The following is a 24,353-nucleotide window of genomic DNA, read 5'->3' as shown; positions in this document are numbered from 1 at the left end:
GGCGCCGGTTCAGGCGCAAAGAGGGGCGCGCGGGTGCTGGGGGACGACGCGGAGCTGACCGCCGCGGTGCTTGCGGCACAGGACGGGGACGAGACCGCGTTCCGGACTGTGTACCGCTCGGTGCACCCACGGCTGCTCGGATACGTACGGACGCTGGTCGGCGACCCGGACGCGGAGGACGTCACGTCCGAGGCCTGGCTGCAGATCGCCCGTGACCTGGAGAGGTTCAGCGGAGACGCGGACCGCTTCCGTGGCTGGGCGGCCCGGATCGCCCGCAATCGCGCCCTCGACCACATACGCATGCGCGGGCGCCGCCCCGCGATCGGCGGTGACGAGACCGAGCTGACCGGCAAGGCCGGCGATTCCGACACCGCGGGCGAGGCGATCGAGGCGCTGGCCACCGACAGCACCCTCTCGCTGATCGCCCAGCTCCCTCAGGACCAGGCGGAGGCCGTCGTGCTGCGCGTGGTCGTCGGCCTCGACGCCAAGACCGCGGCCGAGACGCTCGGCAAGCGCCCCGGAGCCGTCCGCACCGCGGCGCACCGCGGTCTCAAGCGGCTCGCGGAGCTGCTCGGCGCGGATCCGGAATCCGCCGGCGGCCTCGGCGCCGTTCCCCCACAACGAGAGTCGCGCACACGCGCGGTGACGTCCGCGGGTGTGACGCATACGCGTTCGCGGACGCAGAAGGACATGTGATGGCCGACGAGCAGGACAAGTGGCTGGACCGTGACGCCGCGGAGCGTCTGCTGCGTGGTGAGCCGCTGGAAGCCGTCGACGCCGACACCCAGGGCCGGGCCAAGCGGCTCGCCGACGCGCTCGGCGCGCTCGGCGCGCTGGCTCCCGAGCCCGCGCCGAGCAGTGCCGAACTCCGCGGCGAGGCGGCCGCGTTGGCCGCGTTCCGGCAGGCGCGCGCGGGCCGTGACGGCGAGGTGGCCCAGCTCGGCCGCCGGGGGCGCCCGGGGCCGCGGCGCACTCCGCCGACGCGGGGCTCGTCCGGCTGGGCCGTCCAGCGCCGGGCCGCCGAGGGACCCGTTGGGGCCGTCCGGTGCGTCTGGGGATCGCTGCCGCGCTGGCCGCCGGGATGATCGGCGGGGTCGCCGTCGCGGCCGGAACCGGAGTGCTGCCGACTCCGTTCCGTGACGACTCGCCGAATCCGGCGGCGACGATTTCCGCGGCGCAGACACCGCGGCAGCCGCTCCTGTCACCGTCGCCGGGAGCGTCGAAGGCCTACGGTTCCGAGGCGCCGATCCCGGGCGCCACCACGAGCGCGCCGGCCGGTGCCGGCTCCGGCGACGACGAGGCCCAGGGTTCCGGCGCGCCGAGCGGACAGCCCAGCTCCTCCGACGCGGGCCGGCCGGCCCGCTCCCGCGAGTGGTGGGCCAAAACGCGTGCGTACTGCCGTGACGTGCTGGGCGGCAAGAACCTGGAGTCCGGCCGCAGACGTGTCCTGGCGGACGCGGCGGGCGGCGGCAGGCGCGTGAAGAAGTACTGCAAGGGCGTCCTGGACCAGACGGGCGCCGCCGCGCGCGACGACCGGGGCGGCCAGGACCAGCAGGGTGACAAGGGCTCGGACTCCGGCTCCGGCCAGGCGCTCGGGGGCGGCTCGGGCACCGGGTCCGGTGGCGGGGACAACGGCGGTGACGGCGACGGCCACACAGGCACGGGCGGCAAGGATGGCCACCACGGCGGCAACGGGATCCTCGCCCCGTCACCGCACGCGGTCCTCGCGCCGCTGCGGCCGCACGGTTCGCCGTCCTCGACCGCTCCGACGCCGGACGCCGGCTCGACGTACCGCGCGCTGCCGCTGCTGACGGCCCTCTGAGAGAGCTTTCGGCCATCCGGCCTGGGTGCGTTCTGAGCCAAACCGGCTCCCAGAACCCCTCCCATACCGCTCTGACCGGAAAACTCAACGGTCAGATGGGGATGGCGAGATAGCCCCTCGATGGTGACGGTCGGGGGCTGGTGTGGGGCGGTGGGGTCGTGGGATGTCAGGCGGCTGCCGGGGTGAGGGTGACGTCGTGGCCGAGGGCCTTGAGCTGGCGGACGAGGTCGCGGCTCTTGCGGGCCGGGTCGAGGTTGCGGGTGTGGAAGTCGGGGCCGAGGTCTCGGTAGCGGGCGGTCGGGTCGTTCATGAGGTGCCAGACGGCGACCAGGATGGAGCGGGCGACGGCGACCAGGGCTTTCATGTGGCCGCGGCGTTTGACGATGCGGCGGTAGCGGGCGCCGAGGAAGGTGTCGGTGCGGGCGGCGGAGATTGCTGCTTCGCCGAGGGCGCCGCGGAGCCAGGGGTTGCCTTTGCCGGTGGGGCCGGAGGTGTTCTTGTTTCCGGACTGGAGGGTGCGTGGGGAGAGTTTCGCCCAGGACACGAGATGGCCGGCGGTGGGGAAGACCGTCATGTCCAGGCCGGTCTCGGCGAGGATGACCTGCGCGGTGCTGGGGCCGACGCCGGGGATCTCGTCGAGGCGTTCGGTGTCGGTGATCGGTATGAGGGTGCCCTGTCCGGGGCCTTCGTCGTCCTCGGTGGTGGACAGCTCGGCCAGACGCAGGGTGATCCGGGCGGTGAGCTTGTCGATCTGCACGGTGAGGTAGTCGACGGTGTCCAGCAGCATCCGGCACATGAAGGCGTGGTGTTCTTCGAACCGGCCGGTCAGGGCCTCGGCCAGGGTGCTGTGGCTGGCCTTGATGGTGCCGTGGGCCAGGTCCGCCAACGCCTTGGGGCTGCGTTCGCCCGCGATCAGTGCCTCCAGCATGGCCCGGCCGGAGACGCCGAAGATGTCGGCGATCACGGTGGACAGCTTGATCTGGGCGTCCTCGAGGAGTTTCTCGGTGCGCTGCTTGTGGCGGGTGCGCTCGTGGGTCATGACGGCCCGGGCCCGGGTCAGATCGCGCAGTTCACGGACCGGCTTCGGGGGTACGAACGAGGGCCGGAGCATGCCGCGTTCGGTGAGCTTGGCCAGCCAGACCGCGTCCAGGCGGTCGGTTTTGGGCCGGCCCGGGACGTTCTTGACGTCACGGGCGTTGACCAGCCAGCACTCCAGACCACGCGATTCCAGCAGAAAGAAGTACGGCTTCCAGTAGGTCGACGTCGCCTCCATCACCACCCGGGTGACGCCCTGGCAGACCAGGTGGTCGGCCAGGTCCAGGATCGCGCCGCTGGTCGCGACGGTGTTGAAGACCCGCTGCACGCGCTTGCCGGGCTTGTCCTCGTGCGGCACCCGCACACAGACCATGCCCGACGCCTTGGCGATATCGATCGCCGCGACACGGGCCACGAGCTCCTCGGCCTGCTCGATCTCCTCGACGCCACCGTCGTCGGTGTCCGCCATGCACAACTCCCTGGTATCGATCCGTACGGGCCGACGCCTGCCCAGGGGGCCGCGGGGGAGCGAAAATCTGACCGGCGTGCTCGATGGCAACAGTGCGTGGCCCCTCTGCGGCCCCGGCACCAGACTGACCTACGGGCTCAACGTCCCAACGAGCTACCGGCGTCGGCGGGCAGGCGCCGCAGCCATGTTTTCACGCCGGCAAGGCGCACCCGAAGGGAACAGGGGGACTGACCTGCGATTTCCTATGCCGTCAGATTTTTTTCCGCCCGGGTGTGACGTTTTCGGCCGCACCGACGCAGTAATGGGTGAGCCGACTGGTCATCGGCCGTTGCACCGAGCCGGGGTTCCCCCCGTACCCGGGCCTGGTGCACATCGGCGCGGGCGGGACACGTTCCCCCGGTCCCGCCCGCGCCTATCAGCCCTCCGGGCCGGCTGTCACCAGTAGACGACGACCTTGTCCCCGTCCCGGACCTGCGCGAACAGCGCCGCGATCTTCCCCTCGTCCCGAACGTTGACGCAGCCGTGCGAGGCGCCGTAGTAGCCGCGGGCCGCGAAGTCGGGGGAGTAGTGGACCGCCTGGCCGCCGCTGAAGAACATCGCGTACGGCATGGACGTGTGGTAGATCGTCGACACGTGGTAGCGCGATTTGAAGTAGACGCTGAAGACCCCTTCGCGGGTCGGCGTGTACTGCGAGCCGAACCGCACGTCCATCTCCGAGACCGTCCTCCCGTCGATCATCCAGCGCAGGGTGCGGCTCGTCTTGCTGACGCACAGCACCCGGCCCGTCATACAGCGCGGGTCGGGCCGCGCGGCGGGCTGTCCGCCGTACGGGTACAACTCCCATGCGGCCGGCTTGTGCGTCATCCCCCGCAGCCGCTGCCAGGTGACGGCGTCCAGCTCGCCGGTCCGCGGCAGCCCGCGCTTGCCCTGGAATCCCTTCACCGCGTCGACCGTGGGGGTGTCGTACGTCCCCGTCGGCGCCGGGATGAGCCAGGCCACCTGGTGCAGCCGGGCCTGGACCTCCCGCACGTCGTTCCCCTTGTCACCGCGGGACCAGAGGACCTTGGGGGCGGCGGACGGCGATGCGCCGCCCGGCTTGTCGTCCCCGGGCGCGGCCGAACGGTCCGTCTTCGAGGCGGACGGCGGCGTCTTCCCCCGCGTGCTCCCCTGTGTGTTCCCGTGCGCGTCCACGGCCTGAGCCGTGCAGCCGCTCACCGCGACGAGCGCCACGAGGGCGGCCAGCGATCTCCCCATACCAGTCGTACGCATTCCAACCCCCGGTGCGTCGTCGTGTCCCCTGAGATGCTCCCCAGGCGCGCCCGGTTGCGAACGAGGCGCCATCCTGGGGAATGAAGCCTGTGGCGATGAAGCCTGCGGGTGATGAAGCCTGTGAGCAAGGTCCCAGCGCGGTTCTCTCCACCCCGCGCACGGCCCCCGCTACAGTCCGTGGCGGAGGTCGGTCCTACCGATCGGTAACTTCAGTGGGAGGCACAGCAATGGCGCGCGAGTCGGAGTCCGGACTGCCCATCGAGCCGGTCTACGGGCCCGAGGCTCTGGAGGGCTGGGATCCGGCCGAGAAGCTGGGCGAGCCGGGCGCGTACCCCTTCACCCGTGGTGTGTACCCGTCGATGTATACCGGCCGCCCCTGGACCATGCGTCAGTACGCGGGCTTCGGCACGGCGGTGGAGTCGAACGCGCGCTACAAGCAGCTGATCGCGAACGGCACGATGGGCCTGTCGGTCGCCTTCGACCTGCCCACCCAGATGGGCCACGACTCGGACGCGCCGATCGCGCACGGCGAGGTCGGCAAGGTCGGTGTGGCCATCGACTCGGTGGAGGACATGCGGATCCTGTTCGGCGGCATCCCGCTGGACAAGGTCTCCACGTCGATGACGATCAACGCCCCCGCGGCCCTCCTCCTGCTCATGTACCAGCTGGTGGGGGAGGAGCAGGGCGTCCCGGCCGACCAGCTCACGGGCACGATCCAGAACGACGTGCTCAAGGAGTACATCGCGCGCGGCACGTACATCTTCCCGCCGAAGCCGTCCCTCCGGCTGATCGCGGACATCTTCAAGTACTGCCGGGCCGAGATCCCGAAGTGGAACACGATCTCGATCTCGGGCTACCACATGGCCGAGGCCGGTGCCTCGCCCGCGCAGGAGATCGCGTTCACCCTCGCCGACGGCATCGAGTACGTCCGCACGGCCGTGGCCGCCGGCATGGACGTCGACGACTTCGCCCCCCGTCTGTCCTTCTTCTTCGTCGCCCGTACGACGATCCTGGAGGAGGTCGCCAAGTTCCGCGCCGCCAGGCGCATCTGGGCGCGGGTGATGCGCGAGGAGTTCGGCGCGAAGGACCCCAAGTCGCTGATGCTGCGCTTCCACACCCAGACGGCCGGGGTCCAGCTGACCGCCCAGCAGCCGGAGGTGAACCTGGTGCGCGTCGCGGTCCAGGGCCTGGGCGCGGTCCTCGGCGGCACGCAGTCCCTGCACACCAACTCCTTCGACGAGGCGATCGCGCTCCCGACGGACAAGTCGGCCCGTCTGGCGCTGCGGACGCAACAGGTCCTGGCGTACGAGACGGACGTGACGGCGACGGTCGACCCCTTCGCCGGCTCGTACGTCGTCGAGAAGATGACCGACGACGTCGAGGCGGCCACGGTCGAACTGATGGCGAGGGTCGAGGAGCTGGGCGGCGCGGTGTCCGCCATCGAGCACGGCTTCCAGAAGGGCGAGATCGAGCGCAGCGCGTACCGGATCGCCCAGGAGACCGACTCCGGTGAGCGGGTCGTGGTCGGCGTCAACCGCTTCCAGCTCGACGCGGAGGAGCCCTACGAGCCCCTCCGCGTCGACCCCGCCATCGAGGCCCAGCAGGCCGAACGCCTCACCAAGCTCCGCGCCGAGCGCGACCAGTCGGCGGTGGACGCGGCCCTCGCCGACCTCAGGAAGGCGGCCGAGGGCACGGACAACGTCCTCTACCCCATGAAGGACGCCCTGCGCGCCCGCGCGACGGTGGGCGAGGTGTGCAACGCGTTGCGGGGGGTTTGGGGGACGTATGTGCCGAGCGATGTGTTCTGAGCTGGGCGGTTACTCCGTATGAGTGATCAGGGGCGGAGTTCAATCGGCCCCGGTTACTCTCGTGAAGAGTGAGCCCCTGAAAAGGAGGATGCCGTGGCCGTACTGCAACACGAGCTGACGCTGGGCGAAGCCGCCGAACAGCTCTCCCGTGCACTGCCTGGGCACCGCGTGGAGATTCTCCAGGGGAGGCTCACTGTGACACCGCCGCCGGATGGCCCGCACGGGCGGTCATTGACGAAGTTTTGCAGGGCGTTGGAGCGTGCAGGCATTGAGGGAAGCGGGGCTGAATGGATCCAGGGCATCGGCCTCTGGCTGCCCACGCTGCCAGAGGATTTCGCGATTCCCGACCTCTCTGTTGTGGATGAGGACTTCGACGGCGCTCATGTGAAGAAGAACTACTACGCGCCCAATGTCTTCCGCCTCGTCGTCGAAGTGACCTCCTCCAACTGGTCCGACGACCTCGGTCCAAAGGTCGAGTGCTATGCCCAGGCGGGCCTTCCGGTCTACCTCATCGCGGACCGTAAGCACGACGAGGTCCTCCTTTACACCGACCCCACAGACGGCGCGTATGGCGACCCCGAGCGTTTCAAGCGAGGCCAGTCCGTCGCCCTGCCGCCTTCGATCGGTGTCAAGGTCACCTTGGACGTGGACACCCTCCTCGACGGCTGACCGTCCCGCCTCACGAAACCCCGAGGTGGAGTGTCGTACTCTCGTGCGACACTCCACCTCATGCTTGGTGTTATCGACCTCCCGACCTATCTCGCGGGACTCGTGCTGATCGTTCTGCTTCCCGGGCCGAACTCGCTGTACGTGCTGTCCGTCGCCGCCCGCAAGGGCGTACGCACGGGATACACGGCCGCCGCGGGTGTCTGGTGCGGGGACACCGTACTGATGACCCTGTCCGCGGCCGGAGTCGCCTCGCTGCTGCAGGCCAACGCCGTGCTGTTCGGGATCGTGAAGTACGCCGGGGCCGGATATCTGACATGGCTGGCGATCGGGATGCTGCGCGCCGCGTGGGGCATGTGGCGGACCCGGCACGAGCGGGTCGCGGAGAGCGAGACGGACGCGGCGCCGGCCGCCGAGGAGCGGCCCTTCCGGCGGGCGCTGGTGATCAGCCTGTTCAACCCGAAGGCGATCCTGTTCTTCGTCGCCTTCTTCGTGCAGTTCGTGGACCCGGGCTACGCCTACCCGGCCCTCTCCTTCGTCGTCCTCGGTGCCTTCGCCCAGCTCGCCAGCTTCCTGTACCTCACCGCGCTGATCTTCAGCGGGACGAAGCTGGCGGCGGCCTTCCGGCGGCGCAAGCGGCTGTCGGCGGGGGCCACGACCGCGGCGGGCGCCCTGTTCCTGGGCTTCGCCGTGAAGCTCACCCTGGCCAGCGCCTAAGCCAGATCCTGGGGCAGATCCTGGGACAGGTCCTGGCCGAGGACGCCCAGGCGCGTCGCGTACTCCCGCAGCCCCGAAGCCGTGCCGCCCGCCCACCCCACGTAACCGTCGGGGCGGATCAGGAAGAGACCGGTGCCGTACGACTCGTGTGCCGGGATCCTGGCCGTGGGGACGGGCAGTGCCGGTGCCTGGGTTTCCGGGCCGGCCGCGACCCCGGCCGGGTAGGGGCCACCGGCCGCACGGATCGCGTCGAGTACGCCGAGGTCCTCGAAGACCTCCATCGTGCGCGGCTGGATGCCCTTGCCGCGCGACCCGGGGAACAGGCCGTCGGCCCGCTCCACCACGAGCGCGTCCACCCCGCGCCGGGCGAGGTCGACGCCGAGGGCGAGACCGGCGGGGCCCGCGCCCACGATCAGCACGTCCACGTCCACGTCCACGTCCGTGTTCCGGCCCGCGCTCACGCCCGTGTCCGCCGCCTGTGCCGTCATGACTCCACTCTCCTTAACGCTGTTAAGTGCTGGCGTTTCCCAGGGTTGCCTTAACGGTGTTAAGTTGTCAAGCGTGAGCACGGAACGACGAGCGCCGCTCGACCGCAAGCGCGTCGCGGACACCGCCCTGGAACTCCTGAACGAGGTGGGCCTGGAGGGCCTGAGTCTGCGCGCCATCGCCAAGGAGCTGGACGTCAAGGCGCCCGCTCTGTACTGGCACTTCAAGGACAAACAGGCGCTGCTCGACGAGATGGCGACGGAGATGTATCGCCGGATGACCGAGGCGGCGCCGGCGGACCCCGACGCCACCTGGCAGGAGCGGCTCCTGACGGCCAACCGCGCGCTGCGCGCCGCGCTGCTGAGCTACCGCGACGGCGCCAGGGTCTTCAGCGGCTCACGCTTCACCGGCACCCTGCACGCGGTCGAGATGGAAAAGACCCTGCGTCTGTTCACGGACGCGGGCTTCACCCTCGCCCAGGCGGTCCGGGCGGCCACGACGGCCTACCTCTACACCCTCGGGTTCGTCACCGAGGAACAGGGCGTCCAGCCGCTCCCCGGCGAGCGCCGCGAGGGATACGACGTGGACGACCGCGCCCGCCGGATGGCCGACTTCCCTCTGTCGGCCGCGGCGGGCGCGGAGATCTTCGAGGACTACGACCGGCACTTCGAAGAAGGGCTGGCCCTGGTGATCGCGGGGATCGGGACGCGTTACGGGATCGGCTGAGGCCGGGGCTTCGCCAGCGCCGTGCGCAGTTTCGGCGTCAGCCAGTTCTCGACGTACCGGTTCAGCAGCCAGGCCAGCAGCAGCATGCTCGCCGCCGTCAGCAGGAACGTGGCGTACGACGGGATGTGCAGCCCCTGGTGGAGGGCCTTGATGACGACCCAGCCCAGGTGTTCGTGGACGAGGTAGAAGGGGTACGTCAGCGCGCCCGCGACCGTCAGCCAGCGCCAGTTGGCCCAGCGCAGCCAGCCCAGGGCGATCGCGGCGACGGCGACGTAGCCGAAGGTGACGACGAGGACGATGCCGTAGCTGGTGCGGTAGGAGAAGCCGTTCGCCTGCGGGGCGTGCCACAGCCCCTGCACCGCGTAGTGCTGGCCGATCAGCCAGCTCACGGCCACGATGCCCCAGGCGTACACGTCCTTGCGGTCGCGGTGCACCAGGTAGAGGCCGACGCCGCCGATGAAGTACGGCGCGTACTCGGGCATCAGGACGATGTCCAGCGGCGGCATCTTGGCGCCCTGGGCGATGGCGTAGGCCAGCGTCCAGCCGGCGCAGAACATGATCACGCGGCGGCGGTTCGCGCCAGGCAGCACGATGCACAGCGCGAAGAGGGCGTAGAAGCGGACCTCCGCCCACAGCGTCCAGCACACGCCCAGCACCCGGTCGACGCCGAGCGGATACTGCAGCATCGTCATGTTGACCAGGGTGTCGCTCGGCGAGACCGTCTTGAACGCGACCATCGGCAGCGCGAACACCACCGTCACCAGGATGATGGCGGCCCAGTACGCGGGCAGCAGCCGGGAGGCGCGGGAGGCGAAGAACGAGCGCAGCGGGCGGCCCCAGCCGCTCATGCAGATGACGAAGCCACTGATCACGAAGAACACCTGGACGCCCAGGCAGCCGTACGCGAAGTACCCGTGCAGCACGGGGAACTGGTGGCGCGGCGATGTGCCCCAGGCCTTCGCGACCTCGCCGTCACGCCCGCCGTAGTGGTACGCGGCCACCATCAGCGCGGCGACCAGCCGCAGTCCGTCCAGTGCGCGCAGCCGCGTCTCCCGGGGCTTGGCGGGCCTCGCGGGGGGCGGTGCCTCCGTGGGCGGCAGGACGGTGCGGGCCACGGTGCCCGTGGAGGCCACTTGGACGGCCTCGCGCGAGTCGATCACAGGTTTCCCCTCAGCGGGACTCATGGGACCCACGGCACACTAATCCGATTAACAAGGTTTACCTGGCCGTCCGACCGACGATTCGCCCGACGGCCGGTGCTCGTTCACCTGTACGTCGTTTCGGGTTCCCGGGCCGGCCCGCGACGGCCCGGCCCAGGAACCCGATCAGCGGCCCACCGCCCGCTTCAGCGAGCGGGCGCGGCGCGCCACCCGGCGCACAGTGGCGTTGCGCGGGATGAACGCCAGCTGTGCCGGGACCGCGCCGGGCAGCGCCAGCGAGGTGAGGCGCTTGCGCTTGAAGTAGCGCCGGGTGTGGTGGTTCAGATGCCGGGTCAGGAAGGCCTCGGTGGCCGGGCGCAGATCCGGGTAGATCTTCGGCTGCATGGCGAAGCCGACGGCCCGGACGAGGTCCGTCAGTTGCGTCACGTCCATGCCCTGGCGCTGCTCGTTGACCGCCGACTCGTCCGTCAGTTCGGGCAGCAGCGCGTCCACGATCGTGACGGGGACGCGGTTGCTGTTCTCGTACGGCGTGAGACGGTCGAGGAGGGGGCCGGTGCCGACGCGGGCGACCGGCAGGCCGTACAGCGCGGACGCGGTGAGCAGCGCGGTGGAGAAGCAGCCGACCACCAGGGCGGGGCGCATCCGCTGGTAGAGCACCTCGGCGAGGACCGGGGTGTCGAGCACGGTGAGGTCGGCGCCGAGCTTCTCGGCCTCCTTCTCCAGCAGGCGCGACCAGCGGGCCGGGGCCGAGGGGTGCGGCTTGAACACCACACGCGTGTGGCCGAGCGCGAGGGCGCCCTTCAGCATCCGTACGTGGAGGTTCTCCTCCTCCTCGGCGGTGAGGATGTCCAGCGCGGAGAGGTACTGGCCGAGCAGGAGGGCCGGTTCGTCGACGAAGGGCAGCTCGTCCCCGGTGTCGACCAGTTCGGCGAGCACCTTCGAGAACGCGTCCGTCGGCACGATCTCCGGCTCGACGCCGAACTCGGTGAGCAGCAGCGGCTTGAGGCCGGGGACGAGGTCCAGGTGGAGCAGGCGGGTCACCCGCGTGCCGACCAGCGGGTCGATCTTGTTGCGGGTGGGGCCGTAGCTCATCAGGCCGTCCGCGTACACGGTGACGGGCGCGCCCATGAAGATCTGCGAGATGCCGAGTGCCGGGTTGACCTGGATCGACTCGACGGCCAGCTCGATGTCGTCGTCGCCGAGGCTCCAGGCGAGCCGCAGATGCCGCTCCCAGAGGGGAACGTCGTCGAGCCGCGGGGTCCAGCCGCCGGGGTGGAAGGGGGAGATCGTCGCGTTCCACGAGATCACGTCGTCGAAGCGGCCGCGCAGCTGCTCGAACCCGGGCATCTCGTCGAGGCCGGGCGTCGTCTCGGGCGTCGCCGCGTTGTTGGAGACGAGCAGGATGCGCCGGTCGGCGGGCCGGAAGCAGTCGCTGTCCAGGGCCGCGGCGAGCGTGGCCGTGCCGTACAGCGTGGACGCCATGAAGATCTGGGTGGTCACGCGGACACCCCCGTGGTGGGAGCCGGACGGCGGCGCAGTCGGCGCAGCCGTGTCGCGCGCTGGACGTCCATCGAGTCGAGGGCGTCGTCGAGCACGTCCTGCGGCATGTTCCGCAGGGCGACGGCACTCATCGACTTCAGTTTCCGTGCCACTGCCGGCTCGAACCTTTCGATGGATCCCAGATGATGGGAAATAATCGCGCAATACGTGCGCACGGCCTTGGGCAGGAGTTTTTCCGCGTCGCGATCCGCGGCGGTTTCCGCCACCACTTGGTCGAACGCGCGAATGAAGTCGAGCTGGCGCACGTCTCCGATCTGGGTGAGAGAGGAGGCCACACCACGCCGGTAGAACACACCGAGAAGCCCCACCGTGGCGAAGGATTCCGCCTCCCGGTGCAGCTTCCAGATCCAGGGCCGGTCCTCGGCCGTCCGCAGGCCGTCGGTGAAGTGCAGCAGCCCCCGGTCGACCAGGCGGCGGTGGTAGATGCCCGCCCAGGCGTAGGCGTAGTCGACGGAGGTGGAGCGGTCGGCGGGCAGTATCGCGTCGCGGGGGTTCAGCACCACTCCGCGCCGGCCGTGCGGGACCCGGTGGATGGTGCGGGCCCGCGCGGTGCACTGGACATGGTCCGTACGGACGAAGTCGCAGCCCAACTGCTCGATGGATGCCACGAGTTGCTCGTAATAGCCGGGGGCGAGCCAGTCGTCCCCGTCGAGGAACGTGAGGTATTCGCCGTGCGCCGCGTCGATGCCCGTGTTGCGCGCGGTCGCCAGTCCTCCGTTCTTCTCGTGTCTGACATACACCGCGCCCGGGAGCTCGCGCTCCGCGCGCGCGAGAATGTCCGGTGTCTCGTCGCGTGAACAGTCGTCCACGAGAACGAATTCGAAGTCCTCACGCGCGTTCGCGCGCAGGCTCTTCAAGGTGTCGGGTGCATATTGCTGCACGTTGTAGAACGGCACGATGACGGAGAGCTTGACCACCCATGTGACGTTAGGCGGCGGCCCGGCATTCGTCTTGACCGTTGGTGAGATGTCAGGTGAACGACGCGTGGCGAAGCCGTGAACCCAGCTGATTTCCGGCTGGATCGCGGCCCGATTCGCCATTCGTCGATGTGCTGTTAACCGTTTGTTGCATTCAGGTTGGGCCGCAACTCGGAATGGCTTCCTAGCGTCTTGGACGTGCCAGCAAGTACCAGGAAGTCCCTGCGGGTCGCCGTTCTCGCGGATTCCGACACCCGGTGGAAATGGGGTTCGCTCACCGCGAATCGCATTTCACCGGTCGAATCGGACATTCACCTCGACGGTTTTCTCCTGCGTGGCCGAGCCACCCCCACCGCCCGCCAGCTCGAAGAAGTCGGCGTCCGCGCGGATTCCCTCCGCGAGGTCACCGCCGTCGAGTTCCTGCGCGCCATGGAACGGGAGTCGTACGACATCCTCGTCGTCGCCCTCGTGGGCGGCGGTGTGCAGGCGATCCTGCACGGCCTCGCCCACGTCTGGGACGGGCGGAGCAAGCGGCCCGTCATCGTCACCGGCTATGTCGGCGTCGTCTACGAGAAGCTCGCCGACGGCCTGCTGCTGCGGCACGGCGCGGACCTCGTCCTCGCCAACTCCCGCCAGGACGCGGACCGGTTCCGGGCCGTGTACGAGGGAGTGGGCGCCGACGCCTCCTCGGTGACGGAGGTGGCACTGCCCTTCCTGGGCGGCGCCGCCTACGAGAAGCACGACCCGTACACGGTCGTCTTCGCCGCCCAGCCCTCCGTCCCGGAGAACCGCAAGGACCGTACGTACCTGCTGAACCGGCTGATCCAGCACGCCCGCCTCCACCCGGACCGCGAGGTGCTGCTGAAGCTGCGCTCCAAGCCGGGCGAACACACCACGCACATCGAGGAACTGCCGTACCAGAAGCTGGCGCAGAAGACCGACCTGCCCGCCAACTTCCGGCTGGTGTACGGCCACATGGGCGAGGTGCTCGACCGCACCGACCTGCTGGTCACCATCAGCTCCACGGCGGCCCTGGAGTCCCTGCACCGCCGCATCCCCACCGTCGTCCTCAGCGACCTCGGGGTGCGCGAGGCGCTCGGCAACCACCACTTCGTGGGCTCCGGCTGCCTGGCCTCCTGGGACCAGCTCGACGCCGGGTACGAGCCGGCACCCGACCCGGCGTGGGTAGCCCGGCAGGGTGTCGCCGCTGGGGGTCCCCCCTCTGGGGGAGGCCGGTACGAGACGGCCTTCGACGAGGCGCGCGCCCGGATCACCGGCCTGCTGGCGGCCCCCGGACTGCTGCCCCTCGCCCCCTACTACACGCCCGTCACCGCCCCCGGCTACCTCCCCGGGATCCTCGCCCGCCACCACCTCGCCCCGGACGGCAGCCCGCTGCCCGGCGCCCCCGCGGCCGACAAGGAGCCCAGCCCCGTACGGCAGATCGTCCGCCGGGCGGCCCGCGGCGCCTACCGCCACGGAGTGCAGCGCGTGGCCCCCGTGATCCGGCGGATGGGGGAGCTGTGACCACCGTCGCTCCCCCCGACCCCTCCGCTGATCCCTCAAAACTTCCCCGTGTCCCTCGTCAAGGAGAACAGCGCATGACCAACTCGGAAGCGGCTCACGCGGCGCCGGTGCGCCGGGTGCTCGCGGTGATCCCCGCGCGCGGCGGCTCCAAGGGCGTCCCCGCCAAGAACCTCCTCCCGGTCGGCGGAGTGCCACTGGTGGCCCGCGCGGTGCGCGAGTGCCGGGCGACGCGGCTCGTCACGGACGTCGTGGTCTCCACCGACGACCAGGCGATCGCCGCCGCCGCCCGCGAGGCCGGCGCCGAGGTCGTCCTGCGCCCCGCCGCCATCGCCGGCGACACCGCCACCTCCGAGGCCGCCGTCCTGCACGCCATGGACGCCCACGAGGCCCTGCACGGCTCCCCGGTCGACGTCGTCCTGCTCGTCCAGTGCACCAGCCCGTTCATCACGCGGGAGGACATCGACGGGGTCGCCGGGGCGGTCGCCGAGAACGGCGCGGACACCGCGCTGACGGTGGCCAACTTCCACGGCTTCATCTGGCGCGACGCCGCCGACGAGTCCACCGAGGGCGGCAACGGCGTCAACCACGACAAGTCCTTCCGGCCCCGCCGCCAGGACCGGCCCCAGGACTTCCTGGAGACCGGCGCGGCCTACGCCATGGACGCCGCGGGCCTGCGCAAGCACCAGCACCGCTTCTTCGGCCGCACGGAGCTCGTCCGCACCGACCCGGCCCGCGTGCTGGAGATCGACGACCCGCACGACCTCGCCCGCGCCCGCGCGCTGGCCCCCCTCTTCGACGCGAACCGACCCGGTTCGCTGCCGACCGCCGAAGACATCGACGCGGTCGTCCTCGACTTCGACGGCACCCAGACCGACGACAGGGTGCTGATCGACTCCGACGGACGGGAGTTCGTCTCCGTGCACCGCGGGGACGGCCTCGGTATCGCCGCCCTCCGCAAGAGCGGGCTGACGATGCTCATCCTGTCCACGGAACAGAACCCGGTGGTCGCCGCCCGGGCCCGGAAGCTCAAGATCCCGGTCCTGCACGGCATCGACCGCAAGGACCTCGCACTGAAGCAGTGGTGCGAGGAGCAGGGCATCGCGCCTGAGCGCGTGCTCTACGTCGGCAACGACGTCAACGACCTCCCGTGCTTCGCCCTCGTGGGCTGGCCCGTGGCGGTCGCGAGCGCCCACGACGTCGTGCGCGGCGCCGCACGCGCGGTCACCACCGTCCCCGGCGGCGACGGCGCGATCCGAGAGATCGCCAGCTGGATCCTCGGCCCTTCTCTCGACTCCCTCGACAAGTAAGGAACTTCTCCACCATGAGCACCAACTCCCGTCTGCGCACGTTCGGTTCGAAGACCGCCGGCCCCGGCCACCCCGTCTACGTCGTCGGCGAGATCGGCATCAACCACAACGGCGAGCTCGAGAACGCCTTCAAGCTGATCGACGCCGCCGCCGAGGCCGGCTGCGACGCCGTCAAGTTCCAGAAGCGCACCCCGGAGATCTGCACCCCGCGCGACCAGTGGGACATCGAGCGCGACACCCCCTGGGGCCGCATGACCTACATCGACTACCGCCACCGCGTGGAGTTCGGTGAGGACGAGTACCGCCAGATCGACGAGTACGCCAAGAGCAAGAACATCGACTGGTTCGCCTCCCCGTGGGACACCGAGGCCGTCGCCTTCCTCGAGAAGTTCGACGTCCCCGCCCACAAGGTCGCCTCCGCCTCCCTGACCGACGACGAGCTGCTGCGCTCCCTGCGCGCCACCGGCCGCACGGTGATCCTCTCCACGGGCATGTCGACCCCGAAGCAGATCCGCCACGCGGTCGAGGTCCTGGGCAGCGACAACATCCTGCTCTGCCACGCCACCTCGACCTACCCGGCGAAGGCCGAGGAGCTCAACCTCCGCGTCATCAACACCCTCCAGGCCGAGTACCCGAACGTCCCGATCGGCTATTCCGGCCACGAGACGGGCCTGCAGACCACGCTGGCCGCGGTCGCCCTCGGCGCCACCTTCGTCGAGCGTCACATCACCCTCGACCGCGCGATGTGGGGCTCCGACCAGGCCGCCTCCGTCGAGCCGGGCGGCCTCTCCCGCCTCGTCCGCGACATCCGCACCATCGAGGCCTCCCTCGGCGACGGCGTCAAGAAGGTCTACGAGTCCGAGCTCGGCCCCATGAAGAAGCTGCGCCGTGTCACGGGTGTCGTCGCCGAGGCGGAGATCGCCGCTGCCGCCGGCGAGCCGCTCGCGGTCTGAGGCCCTGACCTCCCGAACCCCCCACGCGTTACTTCTTACCTCCTTACGACAACTCCTTCCGACGGGACGGTCGTACGTCGATGAGCCCCCGCGCCGGTTCCACCGGCCCCCACACTCTCGCCTTCGTCGAGAGTCCGGTACAGCTCCTGAACGTGCTGGAATGGGCACACTCCGCTGTCCATCACGGCACGGCGCCGCCCGGCGCGGGGCTCACCCTCGTCGTCCTGTCCCCCAACGACCCGATGACCCGTGGCCAGCTGCGCCGCATGGCCGAACTGGCCCGCGACGAGGGCCACTCGGTCCGCTGGGAGGAGGCGCGCGGTGGCACCACGGCGCCCTTCCACACCATCGGCGGTCTCGCCCCGCTGCTGCGCAGGGCCCGCCGCATCGTCATGGGAGACCCGTTCTCCCGCTATGTACAGCTACTCCTGACCATCACCCGCGCCCCCGACCTGGTCGTGGTCGACGACGGAACGGCGACGATGGAGTTCGTCGCCCAGCTCGCCCAGGGCGAACGCCTGGTGCGCTGGCACCGGCGCGGTGGCCGCCCCGGTCCCCGGGACGTGCTGTTCGCCCCCGTCTCCGCGTCCGCCCGCCGCCGTCTCACGCCCGCCAAGGGCCGTACGGTCGAGGTCTTCTCCTCCATGCCCATCGACTCCGTCCCGGACGGCGTGCGAGTCACCGCCAACGACTTCTCCTGGACCCGCGCCCGCTTCGGCCCACCCCGTATCACCAAGGGCGCGGACCTGGTCGGCACCTCCCTGGTCGAGACCGGCGTGGTCGACCCGGACCGCTACCTGGAGGCGGTCCGCGCCCTCGCCAGGACCCACGGTGCGACCCGCTACTTCGCCCACCGCCGCGAGAGCGCCGACAAACTCCACCGGCTGGCCGCGGAGACGGGACTGGAGATCGTCCGCCCCGACCTCCCCCTCGAACTGATCGCCCGCCGTGGCCCCATCGGCCGCACGATCCTCAGCTTCCCCTCGACAGTCGTCCACACCCTGCCGCTGGCCCTGGTCGGCACCGAGGTCCGCGTCGCCGTCTGCGACATCGACCCGAACTGGCTGACGGAGAACGCCTCTCCGCGCGCCCAGGGGTTCTTGTCCGGGGTGACGGGGACGGCTCGGGACGTGCACCGACTGTCGGCGGTGGTCTCCTGAACGGCGCGTAGCGGTGCGTGCGAATCGTCGCCGGCCGGACCGGCCGGAAGGACCCTAGAGCCAGCCCCGCTGGGCGGCCATCGCCGCGGCCTGAAAGCGGGTGGACGCCCCGAGTTCGGTCATCAGCCGGTGGATCCGGCGCTGCGTGGTGCGCTGGCTCCAGCCCTGGGTGCGGGCGATCGCCGCGTCCGTACTGCCGGAGGTGAGCAGCGCCAGCAGCGCGCGGGTCTCGGCGTCCGGCTGCCCGGAGCGCTCGGCGAGCGGGCCGGTGTCCTTCAGGGGTACCGCCCGCTCCCACTCGGCCTCGAACAGGGATTCCAGGGCGGCGAGCATCGGTGAGCGGTGGATGAGGTACGCCGCCGAGTGGCCGCCGGGCGCGAGGCTGAACGGGATGATCGCCTCCTCGTTGTCGCGTATCACCAGCTTGAGCGGCAACTCGGCCCGCACACGGGCCTGTTCACCGGTCCGTATGCTCGGCAGGATGTCCGCGGTCAGCCGCCCGGGCCAGGCCACCGCCGCCCGGTCGTAGATCACCCGGTGGGTCACTCCGGTGCGCCGTCGCCGAACCTGGTCCTCCATGCTGCTGCCGGGACGATCGATGTACGGCGGCCGGTCGAAGGCACGCACCTGCCGCTGGGAGCCGTCGGTGAGCCGGTGAACCGCTTGGCTGATGTCCTTCCAGTCGGTCAGGAGTTCCACCGCGATGTCCGGCCGGCTGATCCGGTGGGTCTCGCGGTGTGTCTCGGCGAGCCGCCGCACCAGGGAGCGGGCCGCGTCGAGCCGGTGCTCGCGCTCCTGGATCAGGGCGGTGACGGCGACGTCCGGGGCGACCGCGGTGAAGTGCGGCGGCCGGCCCTCCGACCTCGTCGCCAGACCGCCCTTGACCAGGCCGGACAGCAGCCGTCCCGCCGTACTCACGGACAGTCCGCACGTGTCGGCGAGCGCCGAGGCGGTGGCGCGGGGCAGCCCGACCAGGGCCGTGTAGACGAGTTGTGTTTCCTTGCCGAGTCCTAGGACGTCAAGTTCCATTTCCGCTCCGGTCGTTCCTGGCCACCGGCCGCCACCTGGCGGAAGTCGGCCACACGCGCAATCTTGCGCCCGTTCCGCAGCGGTTGACATCTTCACGTGGAGAAAAAGGGGCGTTGTCCTGCGGTGATCCGCGCGAACCACGCGATCCCGGCCGGGCCACGTCCCTGTCGTATGTGCGCACTTCTCCTCCCCAAAGGTGTCCCATGCCGCGTGCTCACCCCTCGGCCGGAAGTCTCGTCCGCGTCGCCGTCGTCCTGACCCTCGCCGCCGCGTCCGCCGCGGTCGCGGTGCCCGCGAGCGGCGCGCCCCCATCCGTCCGTACGCCCCTGGACACGACCTCGGCCAGGCAGTCACCGCTCATACCGGCCAAGGAACGCCAGGGTGTGGTACCGGGCCAGGTCCTCGTCACCCTCGATCAGGGCACCGCCGTCACCGGCCGGCCCGTGCCCGGCAGCCGCCTGGCGGCCCGCACTCCGCACACCAGCAGCCCCGCCCTCGACGCCAAGTTCCGTACGGTGGGCGCCACCTCACTGCACCCGCTCGTGCCGCGGTCAGCCCCCGGCCTGGACCACACCTACGTCGTGCAGACCGACAGGCGGGACTCGGCGGCCGTGGCCCGTGCCCTGCGGGGCACGCCCGGCATCGCCTACGCCGAACCCGACCGCTATGTGAACACCATGAACACCGGGGCGGTGCCGCTGCCGGCGACGGCGCGGAGCACCTACCCGAAGAAGACGCCCCGCACGGACCGGACGACGTCGAGCGCCGTGCCCACCAACGACGCCCTCGCCAATTCCTCGCAGTCCTTCCTCAACGCGGGCGGCGTGGACGCGGTCGGCGCCTTCTCGCTGCTCCAGGGCCGCTACGGCCGCCAGCCCGGTGCCGGCGAGACCATCACCAACGTGTCGATCGGCGACCTCACCGACCAGTCGATGGCCGACGCCGGCGACGCGTATGTGCGGGACGCCGGCCCCACGACCGTGCTCCAGGACGGGCAGCGCTACCTCGACCTGCCGTCGATGCCGCTGATCCCCACCTATGTGGCGAAGGACTCCGGCGGCCTGGACGGCGCGGCTTCCACCGAGAACCAGGACGCCTCCCTGGGCGAAGTCATGCTGGACTTCGGCGTGATGGCACCGCTCGCCCACGACCGGCAGCGCCCCGGTGCGACCGGCAGTGGTTACACCGACCTGCTCGGCATCGCGCCGGGCGCGAACTACCGCCTGGCCGTGCCCGAGCAACCCACCATCGACCGGATCGCGGGCGCCCTGCTGGCCGCCGCCCAGCAGTCACCCCGGCCCGACGTGATCACCGCCAGCCTCGGCTTCGGCACCGACAGCGCGGGCTTCCCCGGCCGCTACCTGGAGGACGATCCGTTCGTCCGGTCGGTCGTCGCGTCCATCGTGCGCAGCGGCATAGTGGTGTCGATCTCCTCCAACGACGGCACCCGCCTCTTCACCCCGGCCTCCGTGGGCCCCGACGGCGGCAGCACCCCGACCGACCTCGCGGCCGACTCCCGCCGGGCCACCGCCATCGACGACGACGCGGAGTCCACCACGCCTTCCCTGCCGGACAGCGGCGCCATGGCCGCGGGCGGCAGCACCCTGGACGACACGCTGGCCGCGGGCCCGGGCGGCGACGCCACCACCGCCGAGACCCGGATCAGCGGCTTCGGCACCTTCTCCTCCGGCTTCGGCAGCCGTGTGGACCTCTCGGCACCCAGCGACAACATCATCGCCTTCTCCCATGCGGGTGGCGCCGCCGCCCAGGACGTGAACGTGTCCCTCAACGGCGGTACGTCCGCCTCCGCGCCGGAGATCGCCGCCGCCGCGGCCGTGGTCCTGCAGGCGGGACGGCTCGGCGGCCACCATCTGACCCCCGCCCGGGTCCGGGATGTCCTCGAACAGACCGGCCGCCGCGTGTCCACCCCGGCGCAGATCGACCGGGCCCTGCACGTCGGCCCGCAGATCGACGTCACGGCCGCCGTGCAGAAGGCGCTCGGCCAAGGCACCGGCGAACCCGCGCTCGTCCGGCTGTCCGTCGCCCATCGCGTCACCATCGGCGGCCTGGGCGGCTCCTTCCTGGAGACCACCGACCCGAGCCGCATCGACCTCGGCGATCGCGCCTCGGGCGGCACCGGCGAGGGCCTGGTCGGCCCGGTGACCTTCGCCGGGGACGTCACGGGTGCGACCGGCCACGCCGAGTACACCCTCACCGTCGGCTCCACGGTGTTCCGTTCCCACACGCCCGCGATACGGGTGACGCCGACCCAACTCCTCACCGCCGCCCGGCTCCCGGTCATCGCCACCGCCGACCGCAGCCTCACCGTCACCTACCGCGTCGTGGTCGACGGCCGCACCCGCGCCACCGCCACCCGTACCCTCGCGGTCGGCCCCACCGACGGCACCTATGCCGAGGCCACCGCGCCCAAGGCCCCGGCGACCGTCACGGCAGGGCATTCGGTCACCGTGTCCTACGACCTGACCGGTGTGGCGAACACATCCTCTCCACAGCTCGTCCTGTCCACCGTCGGTCACTGGAATCCGAACCTCGCGCCGATCTTCACGCCGGCCTGGCACCAGGAGCTGACCTCGCCGAAGGGCACGGTCACCATTCCGGCCGAGGCCTTCGACGGCGGCGGCGGGATCTACGGAATCGGCATCGCCCAGGCAGGCTTCGGGGGCATCCCGACGGGCGTCCTGTACGGGGAGTTCGCGCCGGTCCGGGTGGCCGGCGGCTCCGCGGCGGACCGCCCGGCCGCGCCGACCCTCAAGGGGGCGAACGGCGTCGAGGGCCACACGATCGAAGTCACCCGCGCCATCCCGCGGTTCGACCTGCGCTACGACGTGGGTTCCGTGCGCGGGGCACACGCCGCCGAGGTGGAGATCTCCGCTCCCGCCCCCACCTCCCACGGCTCGCTCAACACGTTCACCAACGCCAACGGCACCGCCCTGGACAACGACGGCGTGGACAGTCCCTCAGTCGTCCACCGCATGCTGACCGGCCGCTCGGGATCGGTACGGCTGGACCCGGTGGCGCTGGGCCTGGTCAGCTCCGACAGCTACGGCGTACGGGTGCTCGCCCTGGACCGGAACGGGCACGTCGTCGGCCAGGCGTCCCCGTTGTCCACGCTGCTCTTCGACGACGGGCTCGCCCCCGACGGCTCGACGGTGCTGAGCTTCGCCGCGGCCGGGAGTGACTCCGTGGCGGCCCTCGCCACGACCGCCGGCGGCACCGAGGTCCGGCACTACTCGACCGCGACCGGCCGCTACGGGGCCGTCATCACCTCGGACCCGGGCTCCGGTTCCGACTACCAGGTCCTGGGCGTCGCGGCCGGCCGGGTCCTGCTGGTGCACCGCTCCGCCTCCGGCGGCGACACACGGGTGGAGACCTGGAACACCGCCACCGACACGCTCGCCGGCGCCACCACACTGCCCGCCGCCGACACCTACCTCACCGGACGGGTGGACACCGTCCACGACCGGGGCGCCCTGCTCCTGCACGGCGCCGACAAGACAGACCTCGTACTGCCGGTCGACCTCAAGACCGTGACCACCGGGCAGCCCATCCCCGCCGACCCCACCGACGTGCCGGCCGGGACGTACGACCTGCTGAGCGTCGACGCCTCCTCGGGAGACGTCTTCCTGGCCAAGGCCGCCGGGGTCGCCAACTGCCTCGGCGCGGTCACCGTGCCCCGGATCGACCTCGCCACCCGGGCCGTCACGGCGACCGGCTCCACCTCGAGGTGCAGCCACGGCGTCGCCCTGGACGGCGCCGGCTCCCTCTACAACCTCTCGGCCACACAGATCAGCGCGAACATCGTCCCCACCGGCGTCATCAGCACGCTCGACGAGACCACCGGCACCGCGGGTGACCCGATCACCGTCCGGCTCGGCAAGCCGTCCGGTCTCGCCGTGGACGGCGCCCACAAGATCGCCGTGGTCTCGTACGCGACGCCCCAGGGCACCCCGTACTTCGGCGCGGGGATGTGGATCCCGGACAACAACTCCACCGGCCGGCTCATGATCGTGGACCTGACGACGGGCACGGTGCTCCACACCCTGAGCGGCTTCACCATCGCCCACCACGGCGGAGCGGAGAACGCCATCCAACTCGACCCGTCGACCCGAACCGGCTGGACATACGGCCCGGACGACACCCAGATCCAGCAGTTCAGCTACTGACTGTTCGGGCCCGGACCGCGAACTGATGCTGTTGGCAGATCCGCGGTCGGCGGGGACCCTCCTCGGGAGTCGTGAGCACTAAAGCGCTTTAGTGCTCACGACTTCCAGTACACACGGTGCCCGGCCACCACGGGGAACGGCTCGCCGCCCGCCCCGTCGTCCGGCTCGGGCGCGACCCCTGCCCCTTCTCCTCGCCCTGGACCTGGACGAGTCCGACTACGCCCTGGCCGTCGCCGAACTGGGCATGGAGGTCGACCCAGCGGCTCCCTACAGCCCCAGCGGCTGGCTCACCCTCGTCGCCGAACGACTCGAGTCACCACGCGCGGACTACGGGCCGGACGCCGGTCAGTGAGGCGCGCGCCCCGCCCGCTGCCCCACGTACACCGCGAACGCCGCCCAGGCGGACGGGGCGACCACGACTATGGGCCCGTCCACGTCCTTTGAATCACGGAAGGCGACGGTACCGGGGATGTTGCGGGCGACTTCGACGCACTCCTGGCCAGCATCGCCGCCGCTGTAGCTGGACTTGACGAACGCAAAATCGAATTCGGTCACCGGGGCTACATCTCCTTGCGAATGGCTTCGATGAGGTCGAGGGCGTTGCGTTCCGCCAGCCCGATCCGCGCGATGCGGTCGAAGATCCGGCCGTGCCGGGCGGCATCGTCCTCGCTTTCCAGCCAGAGCGTAGAAGACGGTACGTCCATATGTACGACGTCCAGCGCGCCAAGTTCCACAAATGAGACGATGCTGAACGACCCGATCATGCCCGGGTTTGCCCCAGTCAGCCAGGGGACCACCTGCACCCTCACCGTTTCCATGCGGGCCAGGTCGAGCAGTTGCCCCAGTTGCTCCCTCATCACGTCGCGACCACCCACGAGTTGGCGCAGTGCAGCTTCGTGGAGAACGGCCCAGAGTTCCAGCGGTCGTTCCGACCGCAGTCGCGCCTGACGGGCCAGCCTCGCCTCCACGAATGGCTCGATCTCGCTCGGGTCCTCCCACGAACCGGCTCCGACGGCCACGGCGCGTGCGTAGTCCGGTGTCTGCAACAGGCCCGGGATGAAGGCGAGTTGCCAGGTCCGGATGCTGGTGGCGATGTCCTCCAGGGCGACGTACTCCACCATGGCGGGAAGCTGCGGGTACTGGTTCCACCAGCCGTGGGCCTTGCGTCTCTCGCGATCCGTCCGGGCCAGCGCCAGCAGCCTCCCGACCATCGGCTCTCCGGTCTCGCCGTACAGATGGCACAGCGCACGGATGTCCGGGTCGCGCATCGGCACCAAACCGCGCTCCATCTTGGCGACCTTGGCCACCGACGCCGACAGCGCCTCGGCCGCGTGCGCCTGACGCAACCCGTGCGCCTCGCGCATGCGCAGCAGCTCACCGCCAAGTCGTCGCGCCAGCACGGTCGACACGGACACGCCGCGATCAGGGTTCCTGCCGGCCATCTCGCGTTCCCTCCCGCCGAGTGGGTCACAGTCTGTGCCGTCGGCGCACTGTGAGCAACCAAGTTCGAGTAGAAATTTATGGCCTCATAGTTGATGGCCACCACCGAATGCCGCTACCT

General features: G+C 70.7%; 21 protein-coding genes and 1 pseudogene. 13 read left to right on the top strand and 9 right to left on the bottom strand.

What is annotated here, in order from left to right:
* Positions 1–33: 33 nt before the first annotated feature.
* The 3 genes from OG819_RS08130 to OG819_RS08120 are packed head-to-tail and all read left to right on the top strand — an operon-like array spanning position 34 to position 1,822.
* A complete protein-coding gene (locus OG819_RS08130) occupies positions 34–696 on the top strand; it encodes an RNA polymerase sigma factor (protein WP_266438086.1) in 663 nt (220 codons plus the stop codon).
* Positions 696–1,085: a hypothetical protein gene (locus OG819_RS08125; protein ID WP_266648685.1), complete on the top strand. Its 390-nt coding sequence runs from the start codon at positions 696–698 to the stop codon at positions 1,083–1,085. Before OG819_RS08130 ends, OG819_RS08125 begins: the two co-directional genes overlap by 1 nt.
* Entirely contained in the window at positions 1,046–1,822 is a 777-nt protein-coding gene (locus OG819_RS08120) for a hypothetical protein (protein ID WP_266648683.1), read from the top strand. Before OG819_RS08125 ends, OG819_RS08120 begins: the two co-directional genes overlap by 40 nt.
* A 166-nt stretch (positions 1,823–1,988) precedes the next feature.
* Here the strand turns inward: OG819_RS08120 and OG819_RS08115 are convergent, their stop codons facing one another.
* Together OG819_RS08115 and OG819_RS08110 are read right to left on the bottom strand one after the other, a co-directional pair.
* Complete coding sequence (locus tag OG819_RS08115; protein WP_266647905.1) at positions 1,989–3,326, bottom strand: IS110 family transposase; 1,338 nt, start codon at positions 3,324–3,326, stop codon at positions 1,989–1,991.
* Positions 3,327–3,761: 435 nt separating this feature from the next.
* Entirely contained in the window at positions 3,762–4,595 is an 834-nt protein-coding gene (locus OG819_RS08110; protein WP_266627887.1) for a L,D-transpeptidase family protein, read from the bottom strand.
* A 227-nt stretch (positions 4,596–4,822) separates the two neighbouring features.
* Between OG819_RS08110 and OG819_RS08105 the strand changes: the two genes are divergently transcribed.
* The 3 genes from OG819_RS08105 to leuE all read left to right on the top strand — a co-directional run bounded on the left by OG819_RS08105 (position 4,823) and on the right by leuE (position 7,786).
* Positions 4,823–6,403 carry a methylmalonyl-CoA mutase gene (locus OG819_RS08105; RefSeq protein ID WP_266627889.1) on the top strand — a complete coding sequence of 527 codons (1,581 nt, stop codon included), beginning with the start codon at positions 4,823–4,825 and terminating at the stop codon, positions 6,401–6,403.
* 93 nt (positions 6,404–6,496) lie between these two features.
* Entirely contained in the window at positions 6,497–7,072 is a 576-nt protein-coding gene (locus tag OG819_RS08100; RefSeq protein WP_266648681.1) for a Uma2 family endonuclease, read from the top strand.
* Positions 7,073–7,132: 60 nt separating this feature from the next.
* Positions 7,133–7,786 carry a leucine efflux protein LeuE gene (gene leuE / locus OG819_RS08095; protein WP_266648680.1) on the top strand — a complete coding sequence of 218 codons (654 nt, stop codon included), beginning with the start codon at positions 7,133–7,135 and terminating at the stop codon, positions 7,784–7,786.
* 209 nt (positions 7,787–7,995) lie between these two features.
* On the opposite strand, the pseudogene OG819_RS08090 reads toward leuE, so the two are convergent.
* Positions 7,996–8,274, bottom strand: a pseudogene (locus tag OG819_RS08090) (FAD-dependent monooxygenase); the annotation flags it as partial.
* A 73-nt stretch (positions 8,275–8,347) separates the two neighbouring features.
* Here OG819_RS08090 and OG819_RS08085 point away from each other — a divergent pair.
* Entirely contained in the window at positions 8,348–8,998 is a 651-nt protein-coding gene (locus tag OG819_RS08085) for a TetR/AcrR family transcriptional regulator (RefSeq protein ID WP_266585148.1), read from the top strand.
* On the opposite strand, the gene OG819_RS08080 is transcribed toward OG819_RS08085, so the two are convergent.
* The 3 genes from OG819_RS08080 to OG819_RS08070 all read right to left on the bottom strand — a co-directional run bounded on the left by OG819_RS08080 (position 8,983) and on the right by OG819_RS08070 (position 12,635).
* Positions 8,983–10,182 (bottom strand): acyltransferase, encoded by a 1,200-nt coding sequence (locus OG819_RS08080; RefSeq protein ID WP_266648679.1) that lies wholly within the window; start codon positions 10,180–10,182, stop codon positions 8,983–8,985. The two genes, OG819_RS08085 and OG819_RS08080, sit on opposite strands and share 16 nt — an antisense overlap.
* 141 nt (positions 10,183–10,323) lie before the next feature.
* Entirely contained in the window at positions 10,324–11,658 is a 1,335-nt protein-coding gene (locus tag OG819_RS08075) for an alpha-2,8-polysialyltransferase family protein (protein WP_266648677.1), read from the bottom strand.
* Complete coding sequence (locus tag OG819_RS08070; protein WP_266648675.1) at positions 11,655–12,635, bottom strand: glycosyltransferase family 2 protein; 981 nt, start codon at positions 12,633–12,635, stop codon at positions 11,655–11,657. The genes OG819_RS08075 and OG819_RS08070 overlap by 4 nt, the downstream gene beginning before the upstream one ends.
* Before the next feature lie 198 nt (positions 12,636–12,833).
* Here OG819_RS08070 and OG819_RS08065 point away from each other — a divergent pair, with 198 nt between their 5' ends.
* The 4 genes from OG819_RS08065 (at position 12,834) to OG819_RS08050 (ending at position 17,579) form a co-directional block, all read left to right on the top strand.
* A complete protein-coding gene (locus OG819_RS08065; RefSeq protein WP_266648674.1) occupies positions 12,834–14,159 on the top strand; it encodes a DUF6716 putative glycosyltransferase in 1,326 nt (441 codons plus the stop codon).
* 74 nt (positions 14,160–14,233) lie between these two features.
* The gene (locus OG819_RS08060; RefSeq protein ID WP_266627901.1) at positions 14,234–15,466 is read left to right on the top strand and encodes an N-acylneuraminate cytidylyltransferase; all 1,233 of its coding nucleotides are present in this window, start codon (positions 14,234–14,236) and stop codon (positions 15,464–15,466) included.
* Positions 15,467–15,480: 14 nt separating this feature from the next.
* A complete protein-coding gene (locus OG819_RS08055) occupies positions 15,481–16,419 on the top strand; it encodes an N-acetylneuraminate synthase family protein (RefSeq protein ID WP_266627903.1) in 939 nt (312 codons plus the stop codon).
* 80 nt (positions 16,420–16,499) lie between these two features.
* Positions 16,500–17,579, top strand: coding sequence for a hypothetical protein (locus OG819_RS08050; RefSeq protein WP_266648672.1), 1,080 nt, complete (start codon positions 16,500–16,502; stop codon positions 17,577–17,579).
* A gap of 54 nt (positions 17,580–17,633) precedes the next feature.
* Here OG819_RS08050 and OG819_RS08045 read toward each other — a convergent pair whose 3' ends face one another.
* Positions 17,634–18,608, bottom strand: a complete 975-nt coding sequence (locus OG819_RS08045; RefSeq protein ID WP_266648670.1) for a helix-turn-helix domain-containing protein — start codon at positions 18,606–18,608, stop codon at positions 17,634–17,636.
* 203 nt (positions 18,609–18,811) lie between these two features.
* Here OG819_RS08045 and OG819_RS08040 point away from each other — a divergent pair, with 203 nt between their 5' ends.
* Both OG819_RS08040 and OG819_RS08035 read left to right on the top strand, forming a co-directional pair.
* Complete coding sequence (locus OG819_RS08040) at positions 18,812–22,792, top strand: S8 family serine peptidase (protein ID WP_266648668.1); 3,981 nt, start codon at positions 18,812–18,814, stop codon at positions 22,790–22,792.
* A gap of 91 nt (positions 22,793–22,883) precedes the next feature.
* Positions 22,884–23,144: a hypothetical protein gene (locus OG819_RS08035; RefSeq protein ID WP_266635186.1), complete on the top strand. Its 261-nt coding sequence runs from the start codon at positions 22,884–22,886 to the stop codon at positions 23,142–23,144.
* On the opposite strand, the gene OG819_RS08030 is transcribed toward OG819_RS08035, so the two are convergent.
* Together OG819_RS08030 and OG819_RS08025 are read right to left on the bottom strand one after the other, a co-directional pair.
* Positions 23,138–23,347, bottom strand: coding sequence for a DUF397 domain-containing protein (locus OG819_RS08030; protein WP_266627914.1), 210 nt, complete (start codon positions 23,345–23,347; stop codon positions 23,138–23,140). The genes OG819_RS08035 and OG819_RS08030 overlap by 7 nt on opposite strands.
* A 5-nt stretch (positions 23,348–23,352) precedes the next feature.
* Positions 23,353–24,234, bottom strand: a complete 882-nt coding sequence (locus tag OG819_RS08025; RefSeq protein WP_266627916.1) for a helix-turn-helix transcriptional regulator — start codon at positions 24,232–24,234, stop codon at positions 23,353–23,355.
* Positions 24,235–24,353 lie beyond the last annotated feature (119 nt).

Source organism: Streptomyces sp. NBC_01549, from assembly GCF_026339955.1.
Classification (GTDB): domain Bacteria; phylum Actinomycetota; class Actinomycetes; order Streptomycetales; family Streptomycetaceae; genus Streptomyces.
Note: the sequence above shows the minus strand (reverse complement) of the source record. Positions and strands in the feature narration are given on the sequence as shown.

Bases quoted from the DNA above. Each gene is read 5' to 3' on its own strand.
- OG819_RS08045 (WP_266648670.1), bottom strand. From the start codon at position 18,608: ATGGAACTTGACGTCCTAGGACTCGGCAAGGAAACACAACTCGTCTAC.
- OG819_RS08125 (WP_266648685.1), top strand. From the start codon at position 696: ATGGCCGACGAGCAGGACAAGTGGCTGGACCGTGACGCCGCGGAGCGT.
- OG819_RS08050 (WP_266648672.1), top strand. From the start codon at position 16,500: ATGAGCCCCCGCGCCGGTTCCACCGGCCCCCACACTCTCGCCTTCGTC.
- OG819_RS08115 (WP_266647905.1), bottom strand. From the start codon at position 3,326: ATGGCGGACACCGACGACGGTGGCGTCGAGGAGATCGAGCAGGCCGAG.
- OG819_RS08110 (WP_266627887.1), bottom strand. From the start codon at position 4,595: ATGCGTACGACTGGTATGGGGAGATCGCTGGCCGCCCTCGTGGCGCTC.
- OG819_RS08055 (WP_266627903.1), top strand. From the start codon at position 15,481: ATGAGCACCAACTCCCGTCTGCGCACGTTCGGTTCGAAGACCGCCGGC.
- leuE (WP_266648680.1), top strand. From the start codon at position 7,133: ATGCTTGGTGTTATCGACCTCCCGACCTATCTCGCGGGACTCGTGCTG.
- OG819_RS08025 (WP_266627916.1), bottom strand. From the start codon at position 24,234: ATGGCCGGCAGGAACCCTGATCGCGGCGTGTCCGTGTCGACCGTGCTG.
- OG819_RS08105 (WP_266627889.1), top strand. From the start codon at position 4,823: ATGGCGCGCGAGTCGGAGTCCGGACTGCCCATCGAGCCGGTCTACGGG.
- OG819_RS08080 (WP_266648679.1), bottom strand. From the start codon at position 10,182: ATGAGTCCCGCTGAGGGGAAACCTGTGATCGACTCGCGCGAGGCCGTC.
- OG819_RS08040 (WP_266648668.1), top strand. From the start codon at position 18,812: ATGCCGCGTGCTCACCCCTCGGCCGGAAGTCTCGTCCGCGTCGCCGTC.
- OG819_RS08060 (WP_266627901.1), top strand. From the start codon at position 14,234: ATGACCAACTCGGAAGCGGCTCACGCGGCGCCGGTGCGCCGGGTGCTC.